Genomic DNA, 23,121 nt, shown 5'->3' with positions numbered 1-23,121 from the left:
GTATCGTTTGGTAAAATAAACTCAAGCACCTACTTTTGTACACGATTAACAAAGAGAGTTGGCGGAGTGGTCGAACGCGGCGGTCTTGAAAACCGTTGACTGTAACAGGTCCGGGGGTTCGAATCCCTCACTCTCTGCTGGTAGAAATACCACCTAATACCGAAAGCCTGCAAATGAAAATTTGCAGGCTTTTTTGCTTTTCAGGCAGCTGCTTGAGTATGAGCGTCATGTTGGTGATAGCGTCCCCTTTTGAACTCAGACAGATTAGCCTGTGCATCAACAGGTCTTCTCCATAAGTATAGTGCAACTGCTAACTTCGCCTCCTATCTATAAAATCGCTGTTTAATCTTCTTTTGAGGGATAAATCTGCAAGGCAAGCGCTATCACCATTAGATCAGGCAGGAAAATTTATACTAGTGACAGCTCCCACGGTGCTGCCTACACACTGGTCTGTCAGCAAAAGTTGGCAGTAGTTTTCTGCCGTACGTCAAAATCAGGTTCTAAATTCGAGCGTTTGCTCAAAACAATTGTTAAGTACCACAGTCATTTACATCAAACCATACATGAGTAATTTTCTGAAAACTACCCTTCAGACCCTGTTTATCGGATTTGTCTTGTATTTAAGCTGTCCCGCTGCTTTCAGCCAAACTCCGGAGGCGGTGTATGTAGACAAGCAGGGCGTGATGCGGTGGAAAAAAAATAATAAAGAGGCCGCCTTTTTTGGGGTGAACTACACCGTACCGTTCGCCTACGGCTACCGCTCCCATAAGGCCCTGAACGTGGACCTGGAGAAAGCCATAGAGGCCGATGTATACCACTTCGCCCGCATGGGCATCAACGCCTTTCGGGTGCACGTGTGGGACACGGAGATTACTGATTCGGAGGGCAACCTGCTGGAGAACGAGCACCTGCGCCTGTTCGACTATCTGGTTGCCAAACTAAAAGAGCGCAACATCAAAATTCTGGTGACACCCATTGCCTACTGGGGCTCCGGCTACCCAGAGCCAGACGTGAAAACAGCCGGTTTCTCGAGCATTTATACCAAGCAGCAGGCCGTGACGGAAGAAAAAGCCTTTCTGGCCCAGGAGCGCTACCTGCAGCAGTTCTTTCAGCATAAAAACCCTTACACAAAGCAAACCTACCAGGATGACCCGGACATTATAGCCGCAGAGATAAATAACGAACCAAAGCATACCGGGCCAAAAGCGCGGGCAACTGAGTACGTAAACCGGATGGTGGCAGCAGTGCGCGGCACCGGCTGGACGAAGCCCATCTTTTACAACATCAGCGAATCGCCCACTTATGCCGATGCGGTGGCAAAAGCGAATATTGATGGGGTAAGCTTCCAGTGGTACCCCACCGGTTTGGTTGCTAACCGCACCCTCCAAGGAAACTACCTGCCGCACGTAGACGAGTACCGCATTCCCTTCGATACGATTCCGGCCTACGCCGGCAAGGCCCGCATGGTATATGAGTTTGATGCCGGCGATATTTTGCATCCGATTATGTACCCAGCCATGGCCCGGAGCTTTCGGCAGGCGGGGTTTCAGTGGGCAACCCAGTTCGCTTACGATCCGCTGGCAACAGCCTACGGCAACACCGAATACCAGACGCACTACCTGAACCTGGCCTATACCCCCGCCAAAGCCATCAGCCTGATGATTGCCTCAGAGGCGTTTCAGCGGTTGCCGCGCGGCAAGGACTACGGCACCTATCCTTTAGATTCGGTTTTTGATGTGTTCCGGGTAAGCTATGGGCAAAGCCTGAGCGAGATGAATGCGGCGCAGAAGTTCTACTACACCAGTTCTACCAGCACCAGGCCGGCCAATCCTTCAAAGCTCGTGCATATTGCCGGCGTTGGCAGTTCGCCCGTGGTAGAGTATAAAGGTACGGGAGCATACTTTATGGATAAACTGGAAAATGGAATATGGCGCCTGGAGGTGATGCCAGATGCGATCCAGGTGCGCGATCACTTTGCCAAAGCCTCTCCGCAAAAGATCGTCACCCGCATTGAGTGGCAGGAGCATCCCATGGAAATCGATCTGGCGGACCTGGGCGGAGAATTTAGCGTTCAGGGTCTGAACGAAGGAAACGCCCGCACCGCCAATGCCAGCGCAGGAAGCTTCCGCATCACGCCGGGCACTTACCTGCTAACCAGGAAAGGCAAGCGTATGCATAAGGGAAAACTAACGACACCAAACAACATTGGCTTAAACGAGTTTGTGGCGCCGAAGCCGCTGACGAAGGAGGTACAGGTATCGCATTTCCCTTTCGAGGAGGTAACTGCCGGGCAGCCTTTTACCCTCCAGGCGACACTGGTTGGCATAGCGGCGGGAGCCAGGGTAAGTATAGCAGCGAACAATTTATCCGGCGTGTGGAAAACGGTGCCGATGCAGCAGGTGGCGCCCTATAAATACGAGGCTACGCTGCCTGCCGATCTGGTAACGCCCGGCCTGATCAAGTACCGCATTATGGTGCAGACCCAGGATGGGAAGTATGTGACCTTTCCGGGCGGCCATCCGGGAGACCCGTGGGCCTGGGACTATGTGGCTGACAATACATGGCAAACCTATGTGGCCGCCTCAAATGGCGCGCTGGAGCTTTTTAACGCGACGCAGGACCAGGACATTATGGTGTACCCGAGCCTCTGGAAGCCCGAAGAAAGGCAGTTCCTGACAGGAGAGAAGCCGGGCCAGTTAATCTTCCGATTAGCGGCAAAAGAGCTGACAGGCGAGGATGTGATGGGCTGGCAGTTTTATTTCGCTGATAAATTAGAAGGCCGCCAATCAGAATTAGCTTCATTTGACAAAATCATCATCAGGGCCCGCACCACTAATACCAAGCCTGTACAGGCAAAACTGACGTTAATTACAGACGATGCCTCGGGCTACGCTGCCCAGGTGACGCTGGATAATATGATGCGGGAAATAGAAATTCCGCTAAACAGCCTGAAGCCTTCGTCGTTTATGCTGCTGCCAAGGCCATACCCGGGCTTCCATCCCTTCTGGTTTAAGCCTGGCAAGGTGGAGCCCTTTAAGCTGGAGCAGGCAGAGAAGCTGGAGATTACAATAGGAGCGGGCTTGTCTCCGGCAGAGAAGAGCCAGCCCTTCTCTTTCGAGGTAGAGTCGGTTCGGCTGGAGAAATCAGGTAAGTAAGTATGGATGTCTATAAGGTTTTTAACCTGGATGGCCTTTGCTCATGAAGAAAAGCCTAAGCGGGTGACGGAATTCAGCAAAGTGTAAAATGAAAAAGGGCCTGCAAATTTATATTTGCAGGCCCTTTTGCTGCCCTTCTGTCGTTGTTTTAGCTTAGAATATAGGTATAATGCAACTGATGCTGTTAATCAACATTCTCCATACTTAAATTTCCTTCTGTCCGGGTGCTGGCGGGGTATTCTTGTTTGCCTGATTCCCAGAGTTTATAATAGTAGTTGCATCTTACCCGTTGTATATAACGTTAACATACTATATTAGCAAAGCGGTTGTTCCAGAGTAGAATCTGTATACATTCCCAAGCAACCTTATACTTGTTATCTTAGTAATTGCGAATCAGCTAAAATCTATCATACATGCCCTTAACTAAGTCTGTGAGTAGCTTACACGCGCTGCTGCTTTGCATGGCCCTTATCCTGTCCGGCTGCTTCACAAAGCAAAGCGACAACGAGGAATCTGACCCTGTTACAGCTACATCGGAACAGAACGAAAAGCCCGCTGGCAAAGCCCCGGCAGCAACAGCCAACACGGCGGCTCCCGAAAAGGTGGACGTGAATGTATACCTGGAAATATCGAACGGCATGAAAGGCTTTATGCCCACCGCGGCGGCCGGAAAAGAGGCGACAGCTTTTCAGAACAACCTGCTCAAGCTGCTCTCCGAAGTACAGGATGGGCGTTATGTAGCCAACAAAGGCTTTTACCTGGCTAAGGAAGATGCACAGAGCCGCCCGGTGCTGGACAGTGTATCGTACAACACCATGAAAAGCTACATTGTGAGTGGCATTAAGGATGATGTGCGGGGCACGCCGCTGCCAGCCATGCTAAAGGCGGCCTTGCAGAATTCCATTGATCAGAACGCGGTAAGTGTGATCGTTTCCGATTTTATACATGGCCCCAGCGATCAGGGGCAGTTCATTTCACTCGATGCCGATATCCGGAGCAGCCTCCGCGAAGCAGAGCATCAAGGCTTAGCCATCGCCATACTTGCCAATACCTCCGAGTTCTTCGGTACGTACCACCCAGCCGTGAAAAAGCCTGAAGTACGACGCACGCTGAACGGCGAAGAGATTCCATACTACATCTGGGTGATCGGGCCGCAGCAGGAAGTGCAGGTGGTAACAAACCGCGTGCTGCGCAACCTGCCGCCACAGCAGGCCTACTTCGGTTTTGAGTACGAAGCGGTGCCTTACTCGGCTTTACTGAAAGAAAGAGCCTTTAGCCCTGCCGGTGTGGTGTACTGCAGTAGCCGCAACGCAGATCCGTGTACCTTGGTGAATCTGCAACCAGAGAAAGAGGAGCCGGTGGAGTTCACGATAGGACTTGATTTAAGCAACTTGCCGATGTCGATGCAGCAGGTGGAGTACCTGAAAAAGAACCTTAAAGTCGCCGCTACCGGCAGCCGGGCAAGTATAGCCTCGGTTACAGCGGCGGATGAAAGTATAAAAGCCACACCTGATCTGGCCAAGTATAGCCACTTTGTGCGGGTGCGGGTGCCGCAGCTTACTGCCAGTTCCGGCACCATATCGGTACAACTGCCGCAAGTGTACCCGACCTGGATAGACAAGTGGGCCACCGACAACGACAACAACCCGGCAGCCGAGCCGAAAAAAACTTACCAGTTAGATAAAATAGTAGATGGCGTGCAGGCGCTTTACCGCGACCAGAGCGACTTCGTTTTCAACTCAACCATACAATTCAACAAAGCAGACTAACACGTATGATACAACAGTTTTTTTCAGGACTCTACGAACTGGTGCTGGGCCGGCCCATCCCTGCCAACTTCACCAACGATTACCGCGAGGTCGTATTCCCAAACACCGGGCTGATGCTCTTCATCATCACGCTGGCGCTGGTGGTTCTATACTACTATGTGCTGAACCGTGTGATGAGCACCGGCCTTTATAAAACGCAGCACTGGGTTATGTTTCTGATCCTGAACGCGATCATTCACTTTATCATACCTATCACCCAGGTGAGCGGCAACGACATTGAGACGCACTCTTACACCTATATGTTCGCTTTTGTGAACATGATATACAGTCTCATCCTTTTCTTCGTTTTCTCTATACTACTCAAGCGGGGCTCTGTGCAGGCATGGACAACCCCGATGAAATGGCCCAATAAGAAATAAACTATGGCAAAACTTTTTGTATTCGGAATAGGAGGCACAGGCTCCCGCGTGATCCGCTCGCTGGTCATGCTGATGGCGGCAGGTGTCAAGATTCAGAACTGTGATAAAATAGTACCGATCATCATTGATCCCGATACCCAGAACGGCGACATGAACCGCACTGTGGAACTGCTTAAAACCTACAAGCACATCCACAGCGCACTCGGCCACCGTGAGGAAGGTTTCTTCCATACCGATATCAGCACGCTTTCAAGTATAGCCGGCGACGGCACCGCAAAGATCCGCGACAGCTTTGTATACGATTTCGGCGGGATCAACAAGCCTTTCAAAGACCATGTGGGCTACAACCAGCTCGACATCGAAAGCCAGGCGCTGATCGACCTGCTGTTTACGCCTGAGAACCTGAACAATAGCCTGGATGTAGGTTTCCGTGGAAGTCCGAATGTGGGTAGCGTAGTACTGAACGAGATCATCGATTCGCCGGAGATGCGCTTTTTCGCTTCCAACTTCCAGGCCGGAGACCGCATTTTCTTCGTGAGCTCGATATTTGGCGGCACAGGCGCTGCTGGTTTCCCGCTGCTGCTGAAGAACTTCAAGGATACACGTACGGGCCTGCCAAACGCCGCCAGCCTGAACTCTGCGCTGACAGGTGCCATGGTAGTGCTGCCGTACTTCTCGTTGGAGCAACCAGCCGCTGGTGTAGAAGCTGATTTCATCGACTCCAATACTTTCACTACCAAGGCAAAGGATGCGCTGTCCTACTACCAGAACCACCTGAACGGCGTTAACGCGGTCTACTACATGGGAGACACGCCAGACAAACCGATGGAGAACAACCCGGGCCGTGCCAGCCAGAAGAACGATGCGCACCTGGTGGAGCTGTTGAGTGCTTTGGCTATCGTGGACTTCATGGATTACTCCGACAATGAGCTTTCCGGAAACGAAGTATACCACGAGTATGGCCTGCGCGAAGACGTGAGCAACGTGCAGTTCTCGCACCTCGACAATGAGACAAAAGACCGCATTGCCAAGCAGTTGATCCGCTTCCATTATCTCGAGCGCTATTATACGAATCACCTGCCAAGCGATTCGCAGGCGGCCTATGCCAAAGGCGTGGATCTGACGGGCGCGCTTCGAAACGAACCAGTGTTCAAAGAGCTGAACAAGTTTCTGGCGAGTCCGGAGTATGGCTACCAGTCGTGGCTGCGCGAATTAGGCCGACAGGAAAGAACGTTTGACGCGCTGAACCTGAACGAAACCGACTTCAACCGCATGGTGTCAGACAAGCACATCGAGACCGGTTTCCTGAACAAGGGCATCCACCAGGGCTCCTTTGTAAAAGAGCTTAACCGCGCCTCCGAATCCATCTCTGACCGGGATGCCTTCAAGGCAACGATTAAGGCCTTCGAAACCGCGACAGATGCGCTGGTGGAGGATAAGCTGAAGTATAGTTAAACGAATAAGAGACTGTCCCCTTGATGGGACCGCAGGGGTGTAATCGTGCACGAACTTTTGCTGAAATAAGACCTCTTATCAACAGATGCCAAACACCCCTATAGTCCCCTCAAGGGGACAGTGGGATAACAAGTGTAGCTGCTGATCCCCAAAGCATAAATAAAGTGAAGGGCTGCTAAGCTCTCTTTGTACTTTAACAAAATAAAACGAACATGCCGAAAGTACTTCGTCTACATAAAACCGGTTCTAACGTGGAAGGTTGGGCAAAAACCAGCCAGATCACGAGCACCGAGATCAAAGATATAACCGATGGCGCCGGTGGCAGAGCCTTAAAGATCAATGCCTCTATTCCGACGCCTTTTGCCCGAATGCACCTCTTCGAAACTGCTTTCGATTTTGTGAAGCGCGGTGTGGCAGGAAGTGGAAACAACACCATTTACCACAAGTTCGTGACGCACTTCTGGGATTTGTGGGAGCTGCTGTACAACCACCAGAGCTATGCTCAGGCTGGCAACAAGATCATCATCCGCCGCTGGAACAAGCACCAGCAGTTGGGTGCGATGCAGGCAAACCAGAATACGAGTTTGCTGGGCCGCACCCTGGAGCTGTTCATGAACGACAGCCGCTTTCAGGGCATCGAAGATATTTTCCTGATATTCTTCGAGTCTACGAACAACCGCGGTGATCGGCACATGCAATTGATAGGCGGCACCTCGCCGCTGACATTCCTGTTTGTGGCGCCAAATGTGCAGCCTTTAAGTATGAACCGTGCCCAGAACATCGGCACCTACTTCGATCATAACTATGTGTCGCTGGAGGACAGGGAGCAGGATTTCAGGGAGTATGTGCACAAGCTTTTTGTATCAAACCCAGCGATGATACAGGCTTTTCCGGCGGTGTACAATGCGCTGGACGAGAACCTGCTGCGCAAGATCAACATGGCAGGTGCCGTGGGCCAGGGAGCCATTGCTTCTGAATATTTACAGTTGGTGGATTTCCAGCAGAACCCGGTACATGTAGGGCATATAAATTTCTTGGTGAAAAAAGACCAGACAGCTGTGACGAGCAGCGACCTGTTCATTCGTCCGACCCACACCGGTTTTGCAGGCGAGCGGCCGATTGTGCTGAAGCCTGAACTACGCTTAGCACCGGACGTGAAGTATGTGAACAACCTGGCCTGGCCGGTAAATACAGTGGTTGGTTACGCTGATGAAAAACCACTGGAGAACCGCTCCCTGCCGGGTGTCGGATTCAACTATCCGTACCTGACCATCAACGACCTGCTGCAGGAAACGCTGGTGCAGGTGCCGTACGAGGTAAACACCGACCGCTTCTACAGCGGCACCGTAGTGTACCAGCCGGGAGTAACAGAGAAGTCTTTCAACTACCTGTTGCCGATCACGAGCTTATACTTTGAATTCTTCTCACCGCAGGACCTCGCCAACCACCTCACGTTCCACATCGATGTGAACCATGTGCGGGTAACGCTAAGCATACCGACCGAAAAAGGAAATGTGGTGTATGAGCGCAGCTACTACGACAACCCGCTGAATTCGAAAGATGCAAACGGCAATGTGATACCGGAAAAAGGCCGCATCGTGAAGTCCAAGATCGGATTGGGCGTGTTCCCTTTCTACAAGTTCACGGACGCCGTGCAGTACAACGACTTCTACAAGGTGATGCTGGTGGATGAGGACATCGATCCGCTGCTGGTGAACAAGAATCATTCGCTGGCCTTCTATGTCGGCGGCAAACAGCTGGAAGCTGGAGGCGGTATTATTTCTGCTACGGCGCACAAGCGAACGAAGAAAAGCAACAGCAGCGCCGGCAGTACTTATTACGAGGTTCGCGGCACGCATTTCGATGTGGCGGAGTTCACGCATGCCGGGGTAGACGTTGATGGAAAGGCGCTGATCGTGCCGAAGTATGAGGAGAAACAGCAGGGGATACACAACTTCACCTTTGCCATCGACTTCGGAACCTCAAACACGCACATTGCCTATACTTCGGGTTCGAACCAGCCGCCGCGTGAGTTCTCCATTACCGCCAACGACCAGCAACTGGTGATGCTGAACAAGCCTTCAGAAGATCCGGCACTGACGGATTACCAGCGCTTCCACAAGCGCGGTTTCGGTCGATTGTTCGCCGTGGAAACCTTGCTCAAGCGTGAGTTTATACCCTTGATCATCGGCTCCGGTGGCTCACTGTATAACTTCCCGACCAGAACAGCAACCTGCGAGTCGATTGACTTTGAAAATCAAATCACGAACCTGTTCGGCAACATCAACATCGGTTTCTCCATCAACACCGAAGGCACGCACCAGGACCAGTACAAGCAAACGTATCATACCGACCTGAAGTGGAGTGAAACGCTGACGAACGCCGGCAAGCGCCGCATTGAGGCGTTCTTCACCGAAATCATGCTCCTGATAAAGAACAAGGTGGTGATGAACAACGGCAATGTGGCCAGCACAAAGATCGTGTGGTTTGCCCCGCTTAGCTTTGATGAGTACTCGCGCAACATGTTCCAGAACGTGTGGGACGGCGTGTACAACAGCGTATTCAAAAACGGCAGAAATACGGTTTGCATCACAGAATCCGTGGCGCCATTCTACTTCCTGTCCAGAACAGGTGCCGTAGTGCCGAGCCAGGATGAGAACCTGATCAACGTAGACATTGGCGGTGGTACCACCGACGTGCTGTTGTTCACAAACCGTAAGCCATCACACAGTTCTTCCTTCCGCTTTGCCGGCAACGACCTGTGGGGCGATGGGTTTGCCACGGTGAAAACGAGCAAAGACAATGGTCTGCTGCAGTACGGCGTGGACCACGTGTTGCGCATTCCGCTAACAGAAGAAGGACGCGAATACCGCAAGTTCCTGGAAACGGCGCTCGATAACCCGGACTTCAACTCTGCCGATATCAGCTCGCTGCTGTTCAGTTATGACAAAGAACTAAACTACAGCTCACAGCTTCTGCAGGCGCGCCAGCTCCGGTTAATGTTCTACCTGCACTTTGGTGCGCTCATGTACCACCTGGCACAACTGGTGCAGCAACTCGATGTGAAAGTGCCGCGCTATATCTCGTTCAGTGGCCGTGGTAGTTTGTACATCAAGCTGTTGAGCGCAGGCAATAACCTTTCGAATGTAGAGCGCTATGCGAAGGCCATTTTCCATAAGGTGACGGGGCAGGAGCCACCGGCTAACTTTAAGTTGGTGCTGGTAGATAATCCGAAGCAGGTAACTGCTAATGGTGGTGCTATGGCCCTGGAAGGAACAGATCTGAACGATCTGACCAATATCCCGATCATGAAGCCAACAGGGTCTATTAACATCGCAGAAGCCCTGACGCCGGTAACTAAAACCCAGATAACGGGCGAGCTGCGCCAGCATGTGATGGATAACGTAATGAACTGCCTGGAGCTATTGCTTGACGATCCGGACATTTCGCCGCTGATGCGCTCGATGGGTGTGGAGGTAGACCCGATGCGCGTGCTCGATTTCATGCGCTCCAACCTGCAGGACAGCTATACCATGGTGCTGGAGGATACGGTTCGCGGCCTGACAGACCGCGAGCAGTTGCACGAGACCATGTTCTTCATGCCACTAAAACAATCGCTATATTTGCTGTCGAAAGAACTGTACAGGCAGCAGTCGCAGGTTAGCGCGATCTCTTAGAGTAGCTGTATTAACATCATCAAAAAAGAACAAAAGCACGAGCACATGGAATATGTAGCAATTATAATAAGCCTTATTTCCCTGGTGGGGGCCGGTTTCGCCTTTATCAGGGCTAACAGTTCGCACAACATCATGGTGAAGCGGGTGGAGGCACTGAGGGAAAAAATCAACATGCTGGACGAGCGCCTCAGGAAGTATGAGGGCAATGCAGGCAGGGGAAACAGGGCATCCAACGAGCCGAGCGAAGGCGGCAGAAGAAAGAAGCAGCGCTCAGAGGATCAGGAGGAGAGGCAGAACAAGCCGCGCCAGGAGCGCCCGGAGCGACAAAATGAGTCCCGCCAGGAGCGCCAGAACGAGCCAAGGCAAAAGCAGCCACGGCAAGAGCAGCAATCTCGAGAGCAGCAGCCAGAGCAACGGCAGGAGCAAAGGGAAAGGCAGCCCCGGCAGCAGCAACAACCAAATCAGCAACAGCCAGGTCAACAACTGGAGGATGGGGCGCAGCAGCCGAGACGAAGAAGAGAGAACAGGCGCCGCAACGAGCCCATGGACAGAAGTGACTTGCAGGATGCAGAGAGCGAGCAGCCAATACGGCAACGCAATGCCCCAGCGCTGGAGTTTACGCAGGGCGGTTTGCTGGATGAACTGGAGCAAAGCGCCGCAGCACCGGATCAGGCAGCACCCGCTGTTATGGAATCAGGTATACGCTATGCCATCATACCTGAAGACGGCGTGATCCGTGCGCACCAATTGCAGCAGCAACCGGACTCCGATAGTTATATTGAGGTGGACGTTCCGGCTGATGGGGGCCACATCACCAAGTATAGATTTAACCTGGCCGGTAACCACGCCTTTGTGATTGCGCAGGGCATTGACCGTTTGGAAAACGCCTTCGACTTTGAAAAGCCATCGAACCGCATGGTAAACAAGGTGGTGCAGCAGCAGGATGGTGTGCTTACCAGAGTAGGTAATGGATGGAGAATCCATGAGAAGGCACGGATAGATTTCAGATAGACCGCTTACATGGAAGGGATTTTTATTCTTGAGGCGTTACTCGTACTGCTTATACTTGGTTACCAGTTCTATGTGTTCCGGAACACCAAAAGTAAGATAGCGCTGATCCAGAACCTGTTTCCTTCCGAAGCGCAATTATCCGTACAGGAACGTTTTCTGGACGACACACCCACAGCTGCCCCGGCAAGTATACCGGCCGAGCAGCTGTGGGGAATTCTCCTAGCGGGCCATGCTTTCCGGGAGTATTCGGCTACCAACCCGGTGCTGAAACGAATCGTGTCGGCGAAGGACAACGTGCTGCAGGTGGAGGTAAAAAACGGTGCCGTACCGTCCTACACCACCACTGTCGAGAAGCTGGACCAGCTGATAAAGGCCAACAACATTCACCTGGTGGAAGGCGACCCTGAGGCAAGTATGGCCGCCACGAAGGGTAAAGCCGCCACTACCGATCTGATCGAGGTTCGGAATCCGTCCGAGACGTTTCAGAAAATCATCAAAAACACGAACGAGTACCTCCGGCGCAACAAAGGGGCCGCCGCTGATTTTGATATTCTGAAGGATGTAGCCGAGCGCTATTCCGAGGCGCTGGACGATGAAGTGCAGTCGACAGTGGCCACACCGCTATACATTGGCCTGCTGGGTACCTTCTCTGGGGTGATCATCGGTTTGTCAACCTTGGTGTTTTCAGGTTTGGGAGCTGATGAAGTTGGTTCAGAAGCAGGTTCCTTTATCACAGACCAGAATATTCCATCCTTCCTGTTTGGTGTGCTGATTGCCATGGCCGGTAGTTTCTTTGGCTTGCTGCTCACCCTGATGGGCAACAACGCGCTCAAAAACGCCCGCAGCACCAGAGACAGGCATCAGAACGAGTATTATACTTTCCTGCAAACGCACCTGCTGCCCAAGCTGAATTCTGATATGGCGGCCAGCCTGGGAAACCTGAAATCGGTGCTGGACTCCTTTAACAAGGATTTCCTGGACAAGGTGCTCGGCTTCCGGCCCATCGTAGACACGTTGACAGAGAATATCAGCACCCAAAAAGAATTTATAGAGAAGCTGGACAAGATCGGGTTCACGCAGATGGCCAATGCCAACCTGCAGGTGTTCGATAAGATGAAGGAAAGCGAGCAGCTGTTTAAGAATTTTATGCAGTACCAGGTGGCGCTGAACGAATCGGTGCAGAAAGGGGCGGAGCTTACGCACACCATCAGCGATGTGCTTAGCCGGCTGACTAGCCTGCAGGAGGGCTTTGACCAGGTGCCGGGCTACCTGCAAAAGCACGACGAGTCTATTCAGCGGCAGGTGAATTTCTTCGGACAGCACGAGCGGGAACTGCAGGACATCGGTTCGCGGGTGGAGCAGTATTTTGATAAAGCCGCCCTTCGCCTTACTGATTTGATGGAGGCGCGCCTGCAGCACCAGGAGCGCGATGCGCAGAATGCGTACGAGAAGTGGCAGGAGCATTTCAGGAGAATCAACGAGGACAATGTTTACCAGCGCATCCTGGACTACATGAAACCCTTTGAGAACCTGAACCAGCAGCAGGACAGACTTAACAGCACGCAGCAGCAACTTTCCGGGGAGATACGGCAAACGAACGAGCGCCTGCTTCAGAAGATAGAAACCGATTCAGCCATTCAGCAACAACTGCTGCAGCAACTCCAGACCCTAAACGCGAACATGGCCAAAAGTATGGAACCCGGTCCGCTAAAAGCTGCGTTCGGAAAAATATTCGGGGGCGGTACTAACAGGAGGTAAGTATGAGCAAGGAGAGCAGAGACTTTTTCTGGCCCAGCTATGTCGACCTGATGACGGTGCTGTTCCTGGTGATGCTGGTGCTGTTCGTGCTAAGCTTTAGAATGTTTCAAGGCAAAGACCGGGAGAACCGCGAGAACATTGCCCGTTTGCAGGTGGAAGTGGAGGAAAAGCGCAAGCTGGACGAGATAAAAGCCGCCCTCGCCCGCCTGGACGATGACTATTTTCAGTACAACGAGAAGTATAAGCGGCACGAGCTGCTGGTGGATGTGCTGTTCGAACAGAGCAGCGCCGTGATTCCCGACCGCTCCCGAGCCCCACTTCGCAGGGCGGGCCAGAACCTAAGCCAAGTCATCAACTCCATCGAAGACAAAGATGTCAAATATCTGATCGTGATTGACGGCCGTGCGGCCAGCTTTCCTGAGGGAGATCCGCGCAACAGAACCCAGCGGGAGTATGCGCTGGAGTTAAGTTACCAGCGGGCCTTGGCGCTACTCAGATTCTGGCAAAATGCGGGCATAAAATTCCCAAAGGACCGGGTGGAGATTATCGCTGCCGGCAGTGGCTTTGAAGGTGCGGGCCGCAAAGGCGATATCCGTGACCGCCGTTTCGTGATACAGATTCTGCCGAAGGTGGGCACGTTGGAGACGGTAGAAATTTCGGAAAGGCGTGCAGAGTAAGCATAAACAACAGCTGTAATATTAGCACAAGAACATGGTCACAAAAAAGAAGCCGGTTACTCATGTGGAGCAACCGGCTTCTTTATAAGCAGATAATTTAAAGTATAAGTCTACCCAAATTAGTTCTTTATTTGAACGGGCAGGTCTTCTAACTGCGCATAGCTAAGTTTCCAGGCGCCGTCTTCGCCTTTTTTCCAGAGCAGCATAAAGTTGCCTTCGCCATAGCCGTGCGGCTGATCCGGCCCGGAAGGCAGTACGTCTACAGAGAAAGTACCGGCCTCATAGGCGATCTTATTGTCCTCACCTGAGCTTACCACATTAGTTTTCAGGTCAGTAATAGTACCGAGTGTTTCGCCTACCCAGCGCTCAGCCACTTCATTTTTACCTTTAAAATGCACCTCGCCCTGTACAAACTGTACATCGTCGGCCAGCAGCGCGTCTATCTGCTCATACTGGTTGCTGTTCCAGGCTGATATAAAGCGGTTATTCAGTTCCTGCACGCTTACTTCGTCCTCTTTCTCTGTGCAGGAGCCAAGCAAAGCTGCAAATGCGAAAATATACAAGAGATTTTTCATCGTTTTCGTCTTTAAGTGTGAATGCCATACTTCTGTTGCCCACCGCGATGCACCGAAATCAAACCCGGTGCATCGCGCCAGATGGCAAACTGTGGCTGGGTTACCAGCTCTTTCTTCGGTATTCTGAAGTATAGTAAGGTTTGGTAGGGTCGCCGTACGACTCGTTTGGCATCAGGGTCAATCCCATGATCGGGTCCTGCAGGGTGTTATAGCTGTAGGCAGCAGCCATGGCCGGCGTAGCAACACGAGCCGGGGTGGCCACTTTGTTAGCTACCGCTTTGCGTTCCACAGGTCTGTCGTTTTTGGCAATGGCCCTGTTAGCGGCTTCTCTTTCGGCAGCAGCGGCACGGTTAGCGGCTGCCACACGGTTTGCCTCGGCTACTCTGTTCGCTTCAGCTATTCTGGCCTCCTCTTTCTTCTTTTGCTTGTTGTCGATGACTTTGCCTACACCGTAGCCAGCGCCAGCACCGACTACGCCGCCTACAACGCCACCAACCACGCGGTTACGCTTGTGAATGACTGCACCCGCAGCGGCTCCAGTGGCTGCACCAATCACAGTGCCTTTGGCCTGCGGGCTCCACTTCTTATTCTGTGCCTGGGTCGATCCGCTAAATGCGATCGCGAAAATTAGTACAAAACTGAATACATAGCTTATCTTTTTCATAACCATATTATTTAGTGAAGAACACTTACAAATAATTTAAAGCTGCATTTGCAATTCGCGTGCCAATTCAGTAAAAGTGCCCTTTAACGGCCTTAAACCCTATTCATATAGCCTATAGATTTATTGTTTACCAGCAGCAGCTAAAGATCAAAGGGAATTTTCGGCCTCATCAAGTTTAAAATTTATCCTGCTGCAGCACGGGAAGCATGTCTTAAACTGTACAACAAAACCAACCTTTTAAACCCGCCGCACTTTTTTCGGGTACTGATGAGAGCCATACGTGGCTGGTGACTTCTAAAAGCGATTGCATGATTAAAAGAATATTCTTCCTGTTTATACTTGTAGGCACCTGCGGGTGTATGCATCGTGAGCTTCACGAAGTAGGGCTGGTAACGAACAAAGCCATGGTGGTTTCTGCGCACCCGCTTGCCTCTGCCGTTGGCGCCGAAATAATGAAACAAGGAGGAAATGCGGCAGACGCTGCTGTTGCCGTGCAGTTTGCGCTGGCTGTGGTTTACCCCGATGCCGGTAACATCGGCGGCGGGGGCTTTCTTGTTTTGCGGCAGCAGGATGGCAGCACCGCCGCCCTCGATTACAGGGAAAAAGCACCGGCCGCCGCACGGCCTGACATGTACCTGAACGAAGAAGGGGAGGTGATAGAAGGCTTAAGTGAAAAAGGCCATATGGCCGCCGGGGTGCCCGGTACTGTGGATGGCATGATAAAGCTCCACGCCAGGTATGGCAGCCTGCCCTGGGCAATGTTGGTGCAGCCAGCCATAGACCTTGCGGCTAACGGATTTCCGCTAACCCAGAAAGAGGCACGGAAGCTAAATGATTACCGGCTGGATTTTATCCGATATAGCAGTATCAGGCCTGAGTTCATACTGAAGGACAACTGGGAAGAAGGCGATACGCTAAGGCTGGGGGAGTTGGCACAGGTGCTGGAGCGTATCCGGGACCAGGGCCGCGCTGGATTTTATGCCGGCACTACCGCTGATTTAATAGCGGCAGAAATGAAGCGCGGGGGCGGCCTGATCACGAAAGAAGACCTGGCGGCTTACGAAGCCATTTGGCGGGAGCCTATCAGCGGCAAGTATGAAAATTACAACGTTATTTCCATGCCGCCTCCGTCCAGCGGCGGTATTGCCCTGCTGCAACTTCTCCATATCACCCAAAACTATCCGGTAGCTGAATGGGGCCTGCATACAGCCCCATCAGCCCACCTGAAAATAGAAGCCGAAAGAAGGGTATACGCCGACCGGGCAAAGCACCTGGGCGACCCTGACTACTATGACGTACCGGTGCGGGGGCTGCTGGACACCGCGTACATCAGAAGAAGTATGGCTGATTTCTCCCCTGGAAAAGCCTCAGACAGTGATAAAATTGCGCCGGGCGTGCCTGTGCCGCCTGAAAGTCCCAATACCACGCACTACTCCATTGTAGACCCCGCGGGAAATGCCGTGTCCGTTACCACCACCTTGAACAGCAGCTATGGCGCCAAGACTTTTGTGGCCGGTGCCCAGTTCCTGCTCAACAACGAAATGGATGATTTCAGCATCAAGCCCGGCTACCCGAACAGCTACGGATTGATTGGGGGAGAGGCAAATGCCATTGCACCAGGCAAGCGCATGCTCAGCTCCATGACGCCTACTATACTGGAGAAGGACGGGAAGCTTTTTATGGTAGTGGGAAGTATGGGCGGCTCCACGATTATCACCACCGTTTACCAGATCATCCTGAACGTTACGGCGCATGGGTTGCCGATGCAGGGAGCGGTGAATGCCGGCCGGTTCCACCACCAATGGAAGCCGGATTGGGTGCTGTCAGAGTGGGGTGCTTTGGGAATGAAAACTTCGTTAAGCTTGTGGTGGAAAGGCCACAAAATCGTACCCAAACCAGAGGGGGGCATTGGGCGAGCTGCCGGCATTTTGGTTTTACCAAATGGGAAACTGGAAGGCGGTGCCGACCCACGTGGCGATGATGCGGCTGCAGGTTTTTAAGCAAGGCGTAAGGGAATGACAGGAGCGGAAAAATGAACAGTATAGTTACACCATGTTCTAGCAAGTAGAAGCGCAAGCAAAAAGCCATACTTCCCAAAATCAACTTTCTGGAAGTATGGCTTAGTCTTTATTCTTTGTAAGACATCTTACTTCATAGACTTGATGCGCTGCTTAATGTTGTTTTTGCCAAGCAAGGCGAAGGCGGCGGCACTGGCTGCTGCCACCACTACACTGGTGATAACCGGGTGCATGGAGGCACGCGTGTAAAGGCTGGTTTTCATCACGTGGCCATCGTAGTTGCCGTGCACTTTGCCGTCTTTGCCGTGCTGGTGCAGCGAACCCTCGTGGTGCTGTGCGGGCTCATCCTTCAACTGCATGTTGGTCATCATACTTCTGCTGGCCATATCCATCATGCCTGGTGCATACTTGTTGGTGCTGCTCATGGCCTTTCCGCCGCCGCCAACAATGATGTCGCGTTTCGGGTGCTCGGCTGCATGAAGTATGGCGTTGGCCACTTCCTCTGGCGCATACACTGGTGGCGGAAGTGTCAGTGCTTTGTCTGTATAGTTTCTAGCGTGCTCGGTGTAGGGAGTGTTGATTGCCGAAGGCTTTATCAAGGTAACCGATACTGGAGCCTTGTCTTCCTCCAGCTCAATGCGCAGGGCATCTGTAAAGCCTTTCACCGCGTGTTTACTGGCTGAATACATCCCCTGAGTTGGTATAGCCACATCAGACAAGACGCTGCCGATGTTGATGATGGCGCCACCGCGGGTTTTCAGGTGTTGTGCGGCGATTAGCGAACCAGACACAAGTCCCCAGAAGTTTGTATCGAACAGGCGCCGGCTGTCTTCTTCACTTACCTCCTCCAACCGTCCGTATATGGTAACCCCGGCATCGTTTACCCACGTGTCGAAGCCGCCAAAGTGCCGCGCAGCTGCATCTGCGATACGCTGTACATCCTCTGAGCGGCCCACATCGGCCACCACATGGATGGCCTGGCCGCCTTCGCCCTTAATCTGCTGCTCTATCTCTTCAAGTGCTTCCTTGTTTCGGGATGCCAACACTACTTTTGCGCCTTTCTTTGCCGCTGCGCGAGCCGTTGCGAGTCCAATGCCGCTGGAGGCACCTGTAATTACCATTACCTGCTCGTAGAGGGGTTTAAGTGTAACTGTCATAGTTATTAAGTTTGTTTTGTTAAAATGTATTTAAGATCAATTAGTTACCTTGCTATACGCAGTAATTCGGCCCTGCAGTTATACTTTCTGGCAGCAAGTACACGAACTCTACATTCTGAATTTATGCTTGTCCTGGGTGGCTGTGGCTGATGAGACAGGATAGTAGTCTGCTGTTCTGTTTGTCAAACAGTGAATGTAGAACTCCGCGGCGGAGGCGGGAAAAGATGACTCTACATAAAAGCGAAAGCGCCCCAGACCTTTGATAGTCTGGGGCGCTTTCGCTTAAAATTATTTTGAGGATGCCTTAGCGGCTACCTCAAGTTAGGTATACAACTCCTGTGCCTTCCGTGATTACACGCGCGTCTTGTTGGCAGCATATGCTTCCTGCGCAGGCACATTGCCTGATTTTCTGATCCAGAGCTGCTCCATTTCCTCCAGCGATTTTCCTTTGGTTTCAGGAATCATCTTCCACACAAACAGGAAGGAGATGAGGCTCATCAGCCCGTAGAAGCCGTACGTAAACGCGCCGCTGAACTCCATCATAGATGGGTAGGTGGAAGAGATAAAGAAGTTGGCAGCCCACTGTGCGGCCACGGCAATTGCCACCGCTTTACCACGAATCTTGTTCGGGAAAATCTCTGAAATTAGCACCCAGCAAATTGGACCCCACGACATCATAAACGAAGCCGTGTAAATGATGATGAATACCAGTGTGCTGATACCGATAATCTCGTAGTAGGCCAGGCCGGCAATAGCGAACATTCCGATTGCCATACCTATGGAGCCCACCATCAGCAGGGGCTTTCTGCCCCATCTGTCCACCGTAAGGATGGCCACCACCGTAAAGATCACGTTTATAATACCCATTACCACCGTTTGCAGCATGGAGGCGTCTTTGCCGGCTCCCATACTTTCAAAAATTCGCGGCGCATAGTACAGGGCTACATTGATTCCCACGAACTGCTGGAACACCGAAAGCAGAATACCAATGATGATAACCGTTTTTCCGTAGGAGAACAGGTTGCCGGAATGGTGCTCCACCGTGTTCTTTATCTCGGCAAAAATCTCCCGGGCACGATGGCCGCCGTTTACTTTTGTCAGGATCTTCATAGCTTCCTCATCCCGGTTAGCCATACTTAGGTAGCGTGGCGTTTCAGGAACAAAGAACAACAAAATGCCAAACAAACCGGCTGGAATAGCCTCTGATAAAAACATGCGCCTCCAGCCCACGTTGTTCAGCCACTCCACAGACTCCCCGCTGGAAATTCCCCAGTTCACGAAGTATACCACCAGCATACCAAAGATGATGGCAAACTGGTTAAGCGAAACCAGCCGCCCGCGCAGGTTGGCCGGGGCTATTTCACCAATGTAAACCGGCACAACCGCCGAGGCAAGTCCAACCCCTATTCCACCTATAATCCTGTAAAAGTTAAACATGTAGAGCAAGCCCATGGTTGGCTTACCCTCTTCAAAGAACAAAAACTCCGGGTAACCAGAACCCAGCGCCGAGATGAAAAACAGAATGGCCGCTATGATCAGGGTTTTCTTACGACCAATACCTGACGCAAAGACGCCTGAAATGGCTCCGCCGATAATACAGCCGATCAAGGCACTGGAGATGGTAGCGCCATGCACCCAGGTACTCAGCCCGAGGCTGTTTACCAGGTAGAGCTGCACCGACCGTTCTGCGCCTGAAATAACAGCTGTATCGTACCCGAAGAGCAATCCGCCCAGGGTGGCGATCAGCGTAATCCCGGCGATATAGGGAATGTTCTGCCCTGCCGTTAGATTTTCGTTCTTTATCATGAATAGGTGGAATAAGGGTTAGCTATACTTGTAAGCTTCTTAGATGTACCTGTTGATCAGGTTCTCCAGGTACTCCTGGCGTCCGCTCTTCACGGCTGGCTCACCATTTTCGATGGCAAACTGGCGCAGGTCTTCCAGCGCTATTTTGCCATTCTCGAACTCCTGGCCTTTTCCGCTGTCAAAAGAGGCGTAGCGCTCCTCACGTATTTTTCTGTAGTCAGAGTTCTGCAGGATGCTGTCAGCTGTGATCAGCGCTCTTGCAAACGTGTCGGCACCACCTATGTGTGCGTAGAACAGGTCAGCAGGATCAGTAGAGTTTCTTCTGATCTTCGCATCGAAGTTGATGCCTCCGCCCTGTACGCCACCGGCCTCCAGGAACACCAGCATCGCCTCCGTCAGTTCGTTCAGGTTGTTCGGGAATTGGTCGGTATCCCAGCCGTTCTGGTAGTCACCGCGGTTTGCGTCGATAGAGCCCAGCAGGCCGGCATCGGCAGCAACCTGCAGTTCATGCTGGAACGTATGGCCAGCCAGTGTGGCGTGGTTTACTTCGATGTTGATCTTGAAGTCGTTCAGCAAGTCATACTTGCGCAGGAAGCCGATCACCGTGGCAGAGTCATAATCGTACTGGTGCTTGGTTGGCTCCATTGGCTTCGGCTCGATGAAGAACGTGCCTTTAAAGCCTTGCTTACGCGCATAGTCCTTTGCCGTGTGCAGGAAACGGGCCAGGTGGTCCTGCTCACGCTTCATGTCTGTGTTCAGCAGCGTCATATAACCTTCGCGACCACCCCAGAACACGTAGTTCTCACCATCCAGGGCGATAGTAGCATCCAACGCCGCTTTTACCTGTGCACCTGCGTGCGCCAGCACATGGAAATCAGGGTTGGTAGAGGCGCCGTTCATGTAGCGCTGGTGCGAGAACACGTTGGCAGTTCCCCAAAGCAGTTTCACGCCGCTTTCCTGCTGCTTCTGTTTGGCATATTCCACCATCGTCTGCAGGCGTCGCTCGTTTTCAGCGATATTATTTCCATAATCCACCACATCCACATCATGGAAGCAGTAGTAAGGCATGTTCATTTTGGTGATGAACTCGAATGCCGCGTCCATCTTGTCTTTTGCTCTTTCGATTGGGTCTGCTTTCTCATCCCAGGCGAAGTTAAGCGTAGCGCCACCGAATGGATCAGAACCGTTCGCGTTGAACGAGTGCCAGTAAGCCACTGCAAAGCGCAGGTGGTCTTTCAGCGTTTTGCCTGCCACCACGCGGTTTTCGTCGTACCAACGGTACGCCAGTGGGTTGTCAGACTCCACGCCCTCAAATTTGATTTGATTTATACCTTTAAAAAACTCTTTTTCTCCTAATACTATGTTTGCCATGTGCTTAAGTGTTTAGCTATTTAGAATTTAATTAGTTCTGTTTCAGTTGTTTCTCCAGCAGCATTTTCCACTCCTGGTAAGCCGGCTCATACTGTTCAATGGCCTTTGGCTCAATTACCTGCAATTTTTTGCTGTTCGTAAAGGCTTCCTCTTCCGATTTATAGGCCTTCACGCCGATTCCCGCGCCTAAGGCGGCCCCAACGCTGCCATCGTTCTGATAGAGCTCCACCGGCACATGCGTTGCGTTCACGAAAGCCTCTGTAAAGGTGTTGCTTAGGAAAAGGTTGGCCTTGCCCGCCCGGATGATGCTGGGGTTCATGCCGCTCTCGCGCATAATGTCCAAGCCGTAGCGGAACGCAAAGGCGATGCCCTCTTGTGTAGCCCTGAAAATGTGCGCTTTGGAGTGCAGGTTCAGGTCGATGTTGTGGAAATGCGTGCCTACAATCTCGTTGTTAAGCATGCGCTCGGCGCCGTTGCCAAACGGAAGTACGCGCAAGCCGTTGCTGCCGATGCTGATTTTGCCGGCCATGTCGTTCATTTCTGCGTAGCTCATGCCGGTGCCAGCAATGTTTTTGATCCAGCGGTTGAGGCTGCCCGTGCCGTTAATGCACAGCAGCACGCCCAGCCGTTTCTCTTCCCCATAGTTCACGTGCGCAAAGGTGTTCACCCGCGACTGTGGATCATAAATAAGCTTATCGCTCACACCGTAGATAACACCAGAAGTACCCGCGGTGGCAGCCACTTCACCTGGCTTCAGCACGTTCAGTGACAGTGCGTTGTTAGGCTGGTCACCTGACTTGTAGGTAACAGGAATACCTGCCGTCAGCCCCAGTTCTGTGGCCACCTCCTGCTGCACCGTGCCATGCTCCGAAAACACCGGGTTAATCACGGGTATCAGCGCCTTGTCGAACTTGTAGTAGTTGAGCACGTCGCTGGAAAGCTGGTCATCCTGGAAATCCCAGAAAACACCCTCTGACAGCGCAGAGATGCTGGTGGTAATGTTGCCGGTCAGTTTCATGGCTACAAAATCGCCGGGAAGCATGATCTTGTCGATGTTGTAGTAGAGCTCCGGCTCATTTGCCTTTACCCAAGCCAGCTTTGAGGCCGTAAAGTTACCCGGAGAGTTGAGCAGGTGGGAGAGGCTTTTCTCTTCGCCTATACTTTTGAAGGCCTTGTTCCCGATTTCCACCGCGCGGCTGTCGCACCAGATAATGGAGTTGCGCAGGGTTTGCTGCTGCTTGTCCACTACCACCAGGCCGTGCATCTGGTACGCGATGCCGATGGCGCCAATGTCCTTTGGGTTGTAGCTTCCGGTGGCGTTTGCTTTCTGTATGGCCGCTTTCACGTGGTCCCACCACATTTCTGGCGATTGCTCAGCCCAGCCTGCTTTCGGGGAGATAATGTCCGACTCTTCGTCAGGATACTGGGCCGAAGCCAGGCAATCCTGAGTTTGTGCATCCACTACCGATACTTTTATGGATGATGTTCCTACATCTATACCTAATAAGAGCATGTTGTATGTTTGAGGGTATTTATACTTGTGGTTAAGGTTATACTTTGCCCCTGCCAAACGGAGCTGGTTTATACTTGCTTCCTAAATATAAGAAGT

General features: G+C 52.1%; 15 protein-coding genes and 1 tRNA gene. 10 read left to right on the top strand and 6 right to left on the bottom strand.

The window, feature by feature from the left end; genetic code table 11:
* Positions 1-52 precede the first annotated feature (52 nt).
* From A0W33_RS04105 to A0W33_RS04065, 9 genes are all read left to right on the top strand, one after another.
* Positions 53-137: transfer RNA gene (locus A0W33_RS04105), tRNA-Ser, on the top strand.
* 426 nt (positions 138-563) lie between these two features.
* The gene (locus A0W33_RS04100) at positions 564-3,155 is read left to right on the top strand and encodes a cellulase family glycosylhydrolase (protein WP_082815120.1); all 2,592 of its coding nucleotides are present in this window, start codon (positions 564-566) and stop codon (positions 3,153-3,155) included.
* Positions 3,156-3,568: 413 nt separating this feature from the next.
* Positions 3,569-4,924 carry a hypothetical protein gene (locus A0W33_RS04095; protein WP_139237199.1) on the top strand — a complete coding sequence of 452 codons (1,356 nt, stop codon included), beginning with the start codon at positions 3,569-3,571 and terminating at the stop codon, positions 4,922-4,924.
* Positions 4,925-4,929: 5 nt separating this feature from the next.
* On the top strand, positions 4,930-5,343 hold the full coding sequence (locus tag A0W33_RS04090) for a hypothetical protein (RefSeq protein WP_082815119.1): 414 nt from the start codon (positions 4,930-4,932) through the stop codon (positions 5,341-5,343).
* A gap of 3 nt (positions 5,344-5,346) precedes the next feature.
* On the top strand, positions 5,347-6,798 hold the full coding sequence (locus tag A0W33_RS04085) for a hypothetical protein (protein WP_068836986.1): 1,452 nt from the start codon (positions 5,347-5,349) through the stop codon (positions 6,796-6,798).
* Between the two features lie 212 nt (positions 6,799-7,010).
* Positions 7,011-10,475 (top strand): acetate and sugar kinases/Hsc70/actin family protein, encoded by a 3,465-nt coding sequence (locus tag A0W33_RS04080; RefSeq protein ID WP_068836985.1) that lies wholly within the window; start codon positions 7,011-7,013, stop codon positions 10,473-10,475.
* Positions 10,476-10,520: 45 nt separating this feature from the next.
* Entirely contained in the window at positions 10,521-11,486 is a 966-nt protein-coding gene (locus A0W33_RS04075) for a hypothetical protein (RefSeq protein ID WP_068836984.1), read from the top strand.
* A 9-nt stretch (positions 11,487-11,495) separates the two neighbouring features.
* A complete protein-coding gene (locus A0W33_RS04070; protein ID WP_068836983.1) occupies positions 11,496-13,244 on the top strand; it encodes a hypothetical protein in 1,749 nt (582 codons plus the stop codon).
* 2 nt (positions 13,245-13,246) lie between these two features.
* Positions 13,247-13,921 (top strand): OmpA family protein, encoded by a 675-nt coding sequence (locus A0W33_RS04065; RefSeq protein ID WP_068836982.1) that lies wholly within the window; start codon positions 13,247-13,249, stop codon positions 13,919-13,921.
* A 119-nt stretch (positions 13,922-14,040) separates the two neighbouring features.
* Here A0W33_RS04065 and A0W33_RS04060 read toward each other — a convergent pair whose 3' ends face one another.
* Together A0W33_RS04060 and A0W33_RS04055 are read right to left on the bottom strand one after the other, a co-directional pair.
* The gene (locus tag A0W33_RS04060; protein ID WP_068836981.1) at positions 14,041-14,496 is read right to left on the bottom strand and encodes a YybH family protein; all 456 of its coding nucleotides are present in this window, start codon (positions 14,494-14,496) and stop codon (positions 14,041-14,043) included.
* Between the two features lie 100 nt (positions 14,497-14,596).
* Complete coding sequence (locus A0W33_RS04055; protein ID WP_068839919.1) at positions 14,597-15,160, bottom strand: glycine zipper domain-containing protein; 564 nt, start codon at positions 15,158-15,160, stop codon at positions 14,597-14,599.
* Positions 15,161-15,468: 308 nt separating this feature from the next.
* Here A0W33_RS04055 and ggt point away from each other — a divergent pair, with 308 nt between their 5' ends.
* The gene (gene ggt / locus A0W33_RS04050; RefSeq protein ID WP_082815118.1) at positions 15,469-17,160 is read left to right on the top strand and encodes a gamma-glutamyltransferase; all 1,692 of its coding nucleotides are present in this window, start codon (positions 15,469-15,471) and stop codon (positions 17,158-17,160) included.
* Between the two features lie 146 nt (positions 17,161-17,306).
* Here the strand turns inward: ggt and A0W33_RS04045 are convergent, their stop codons facing one another.
* From A0W33_RS04045 to A0W33_RS04030, 4 genes are all read right to left on the bottom strand, one after another.
* Positions 17,307-18,335, bottom strand: coding sequence for an SDR family oxidoreductase (locus tag A0W33_RS04045; RefSeq protein ID WP_068836980.1), 1,029 nt, complete (start codon positions 18,333-18,335; stop codon positions 17,307-17,309).
* Between the two features lie 351 nt (positions 18,336-18,686).
* Positions 18,687-20,141 (bottom strand): D-xylose transporter XylE, encoded by a 1,455-nt coding sequence (gene xylE / locus A0W33_RS04040; protein ID WP_068836979.1) that lies wholly within the window; start codon positions 20,139-20,141, stop codon positions 18,687-18,689.
* 39 nt (positions 20,142-20,180) lie between these two features.
* Complete coding sequence (gene xylA / locus A0W33_RS04035; RefSeq protein WP_068836978.1) at positions 20,181-21,512, bottom strand: xylose isomerase; 1,332 nt, start codon at positions 21,510-21,512, stop codon at positions 20,181-20,183.
* Between the two features lie 31 nt (positions 21,513-21,543).
* Positions 21,544-23,025: a xylulokinase gene (locus A0W33_RS04030; RefSeq protein ID WP_068836977.1), complete on the bottom strand. Its 1,482-nt coding sequence runs from the start codon at positions 23,023-23,025 to the stop codon at positions 21,544-21,546.
* Between the last annotated feature and the right edge of the window lie 96 nt (positions 23,026-23,121).

It is taken from the genome of Pontibacter akesuensis (assembly GCF_001611675.1).
Taxonomy (GTDB): Bacteria; Bacteroidota; Bacteroidia; order Cytophagales; family Hymenobacteraceae; genus Pontibacter; species Pontibacter akesuensis.
Note: the sequence above shows the minus strand (reverse complement) of the source record. Positions and strands in the feature narration are given on the sequence as shown.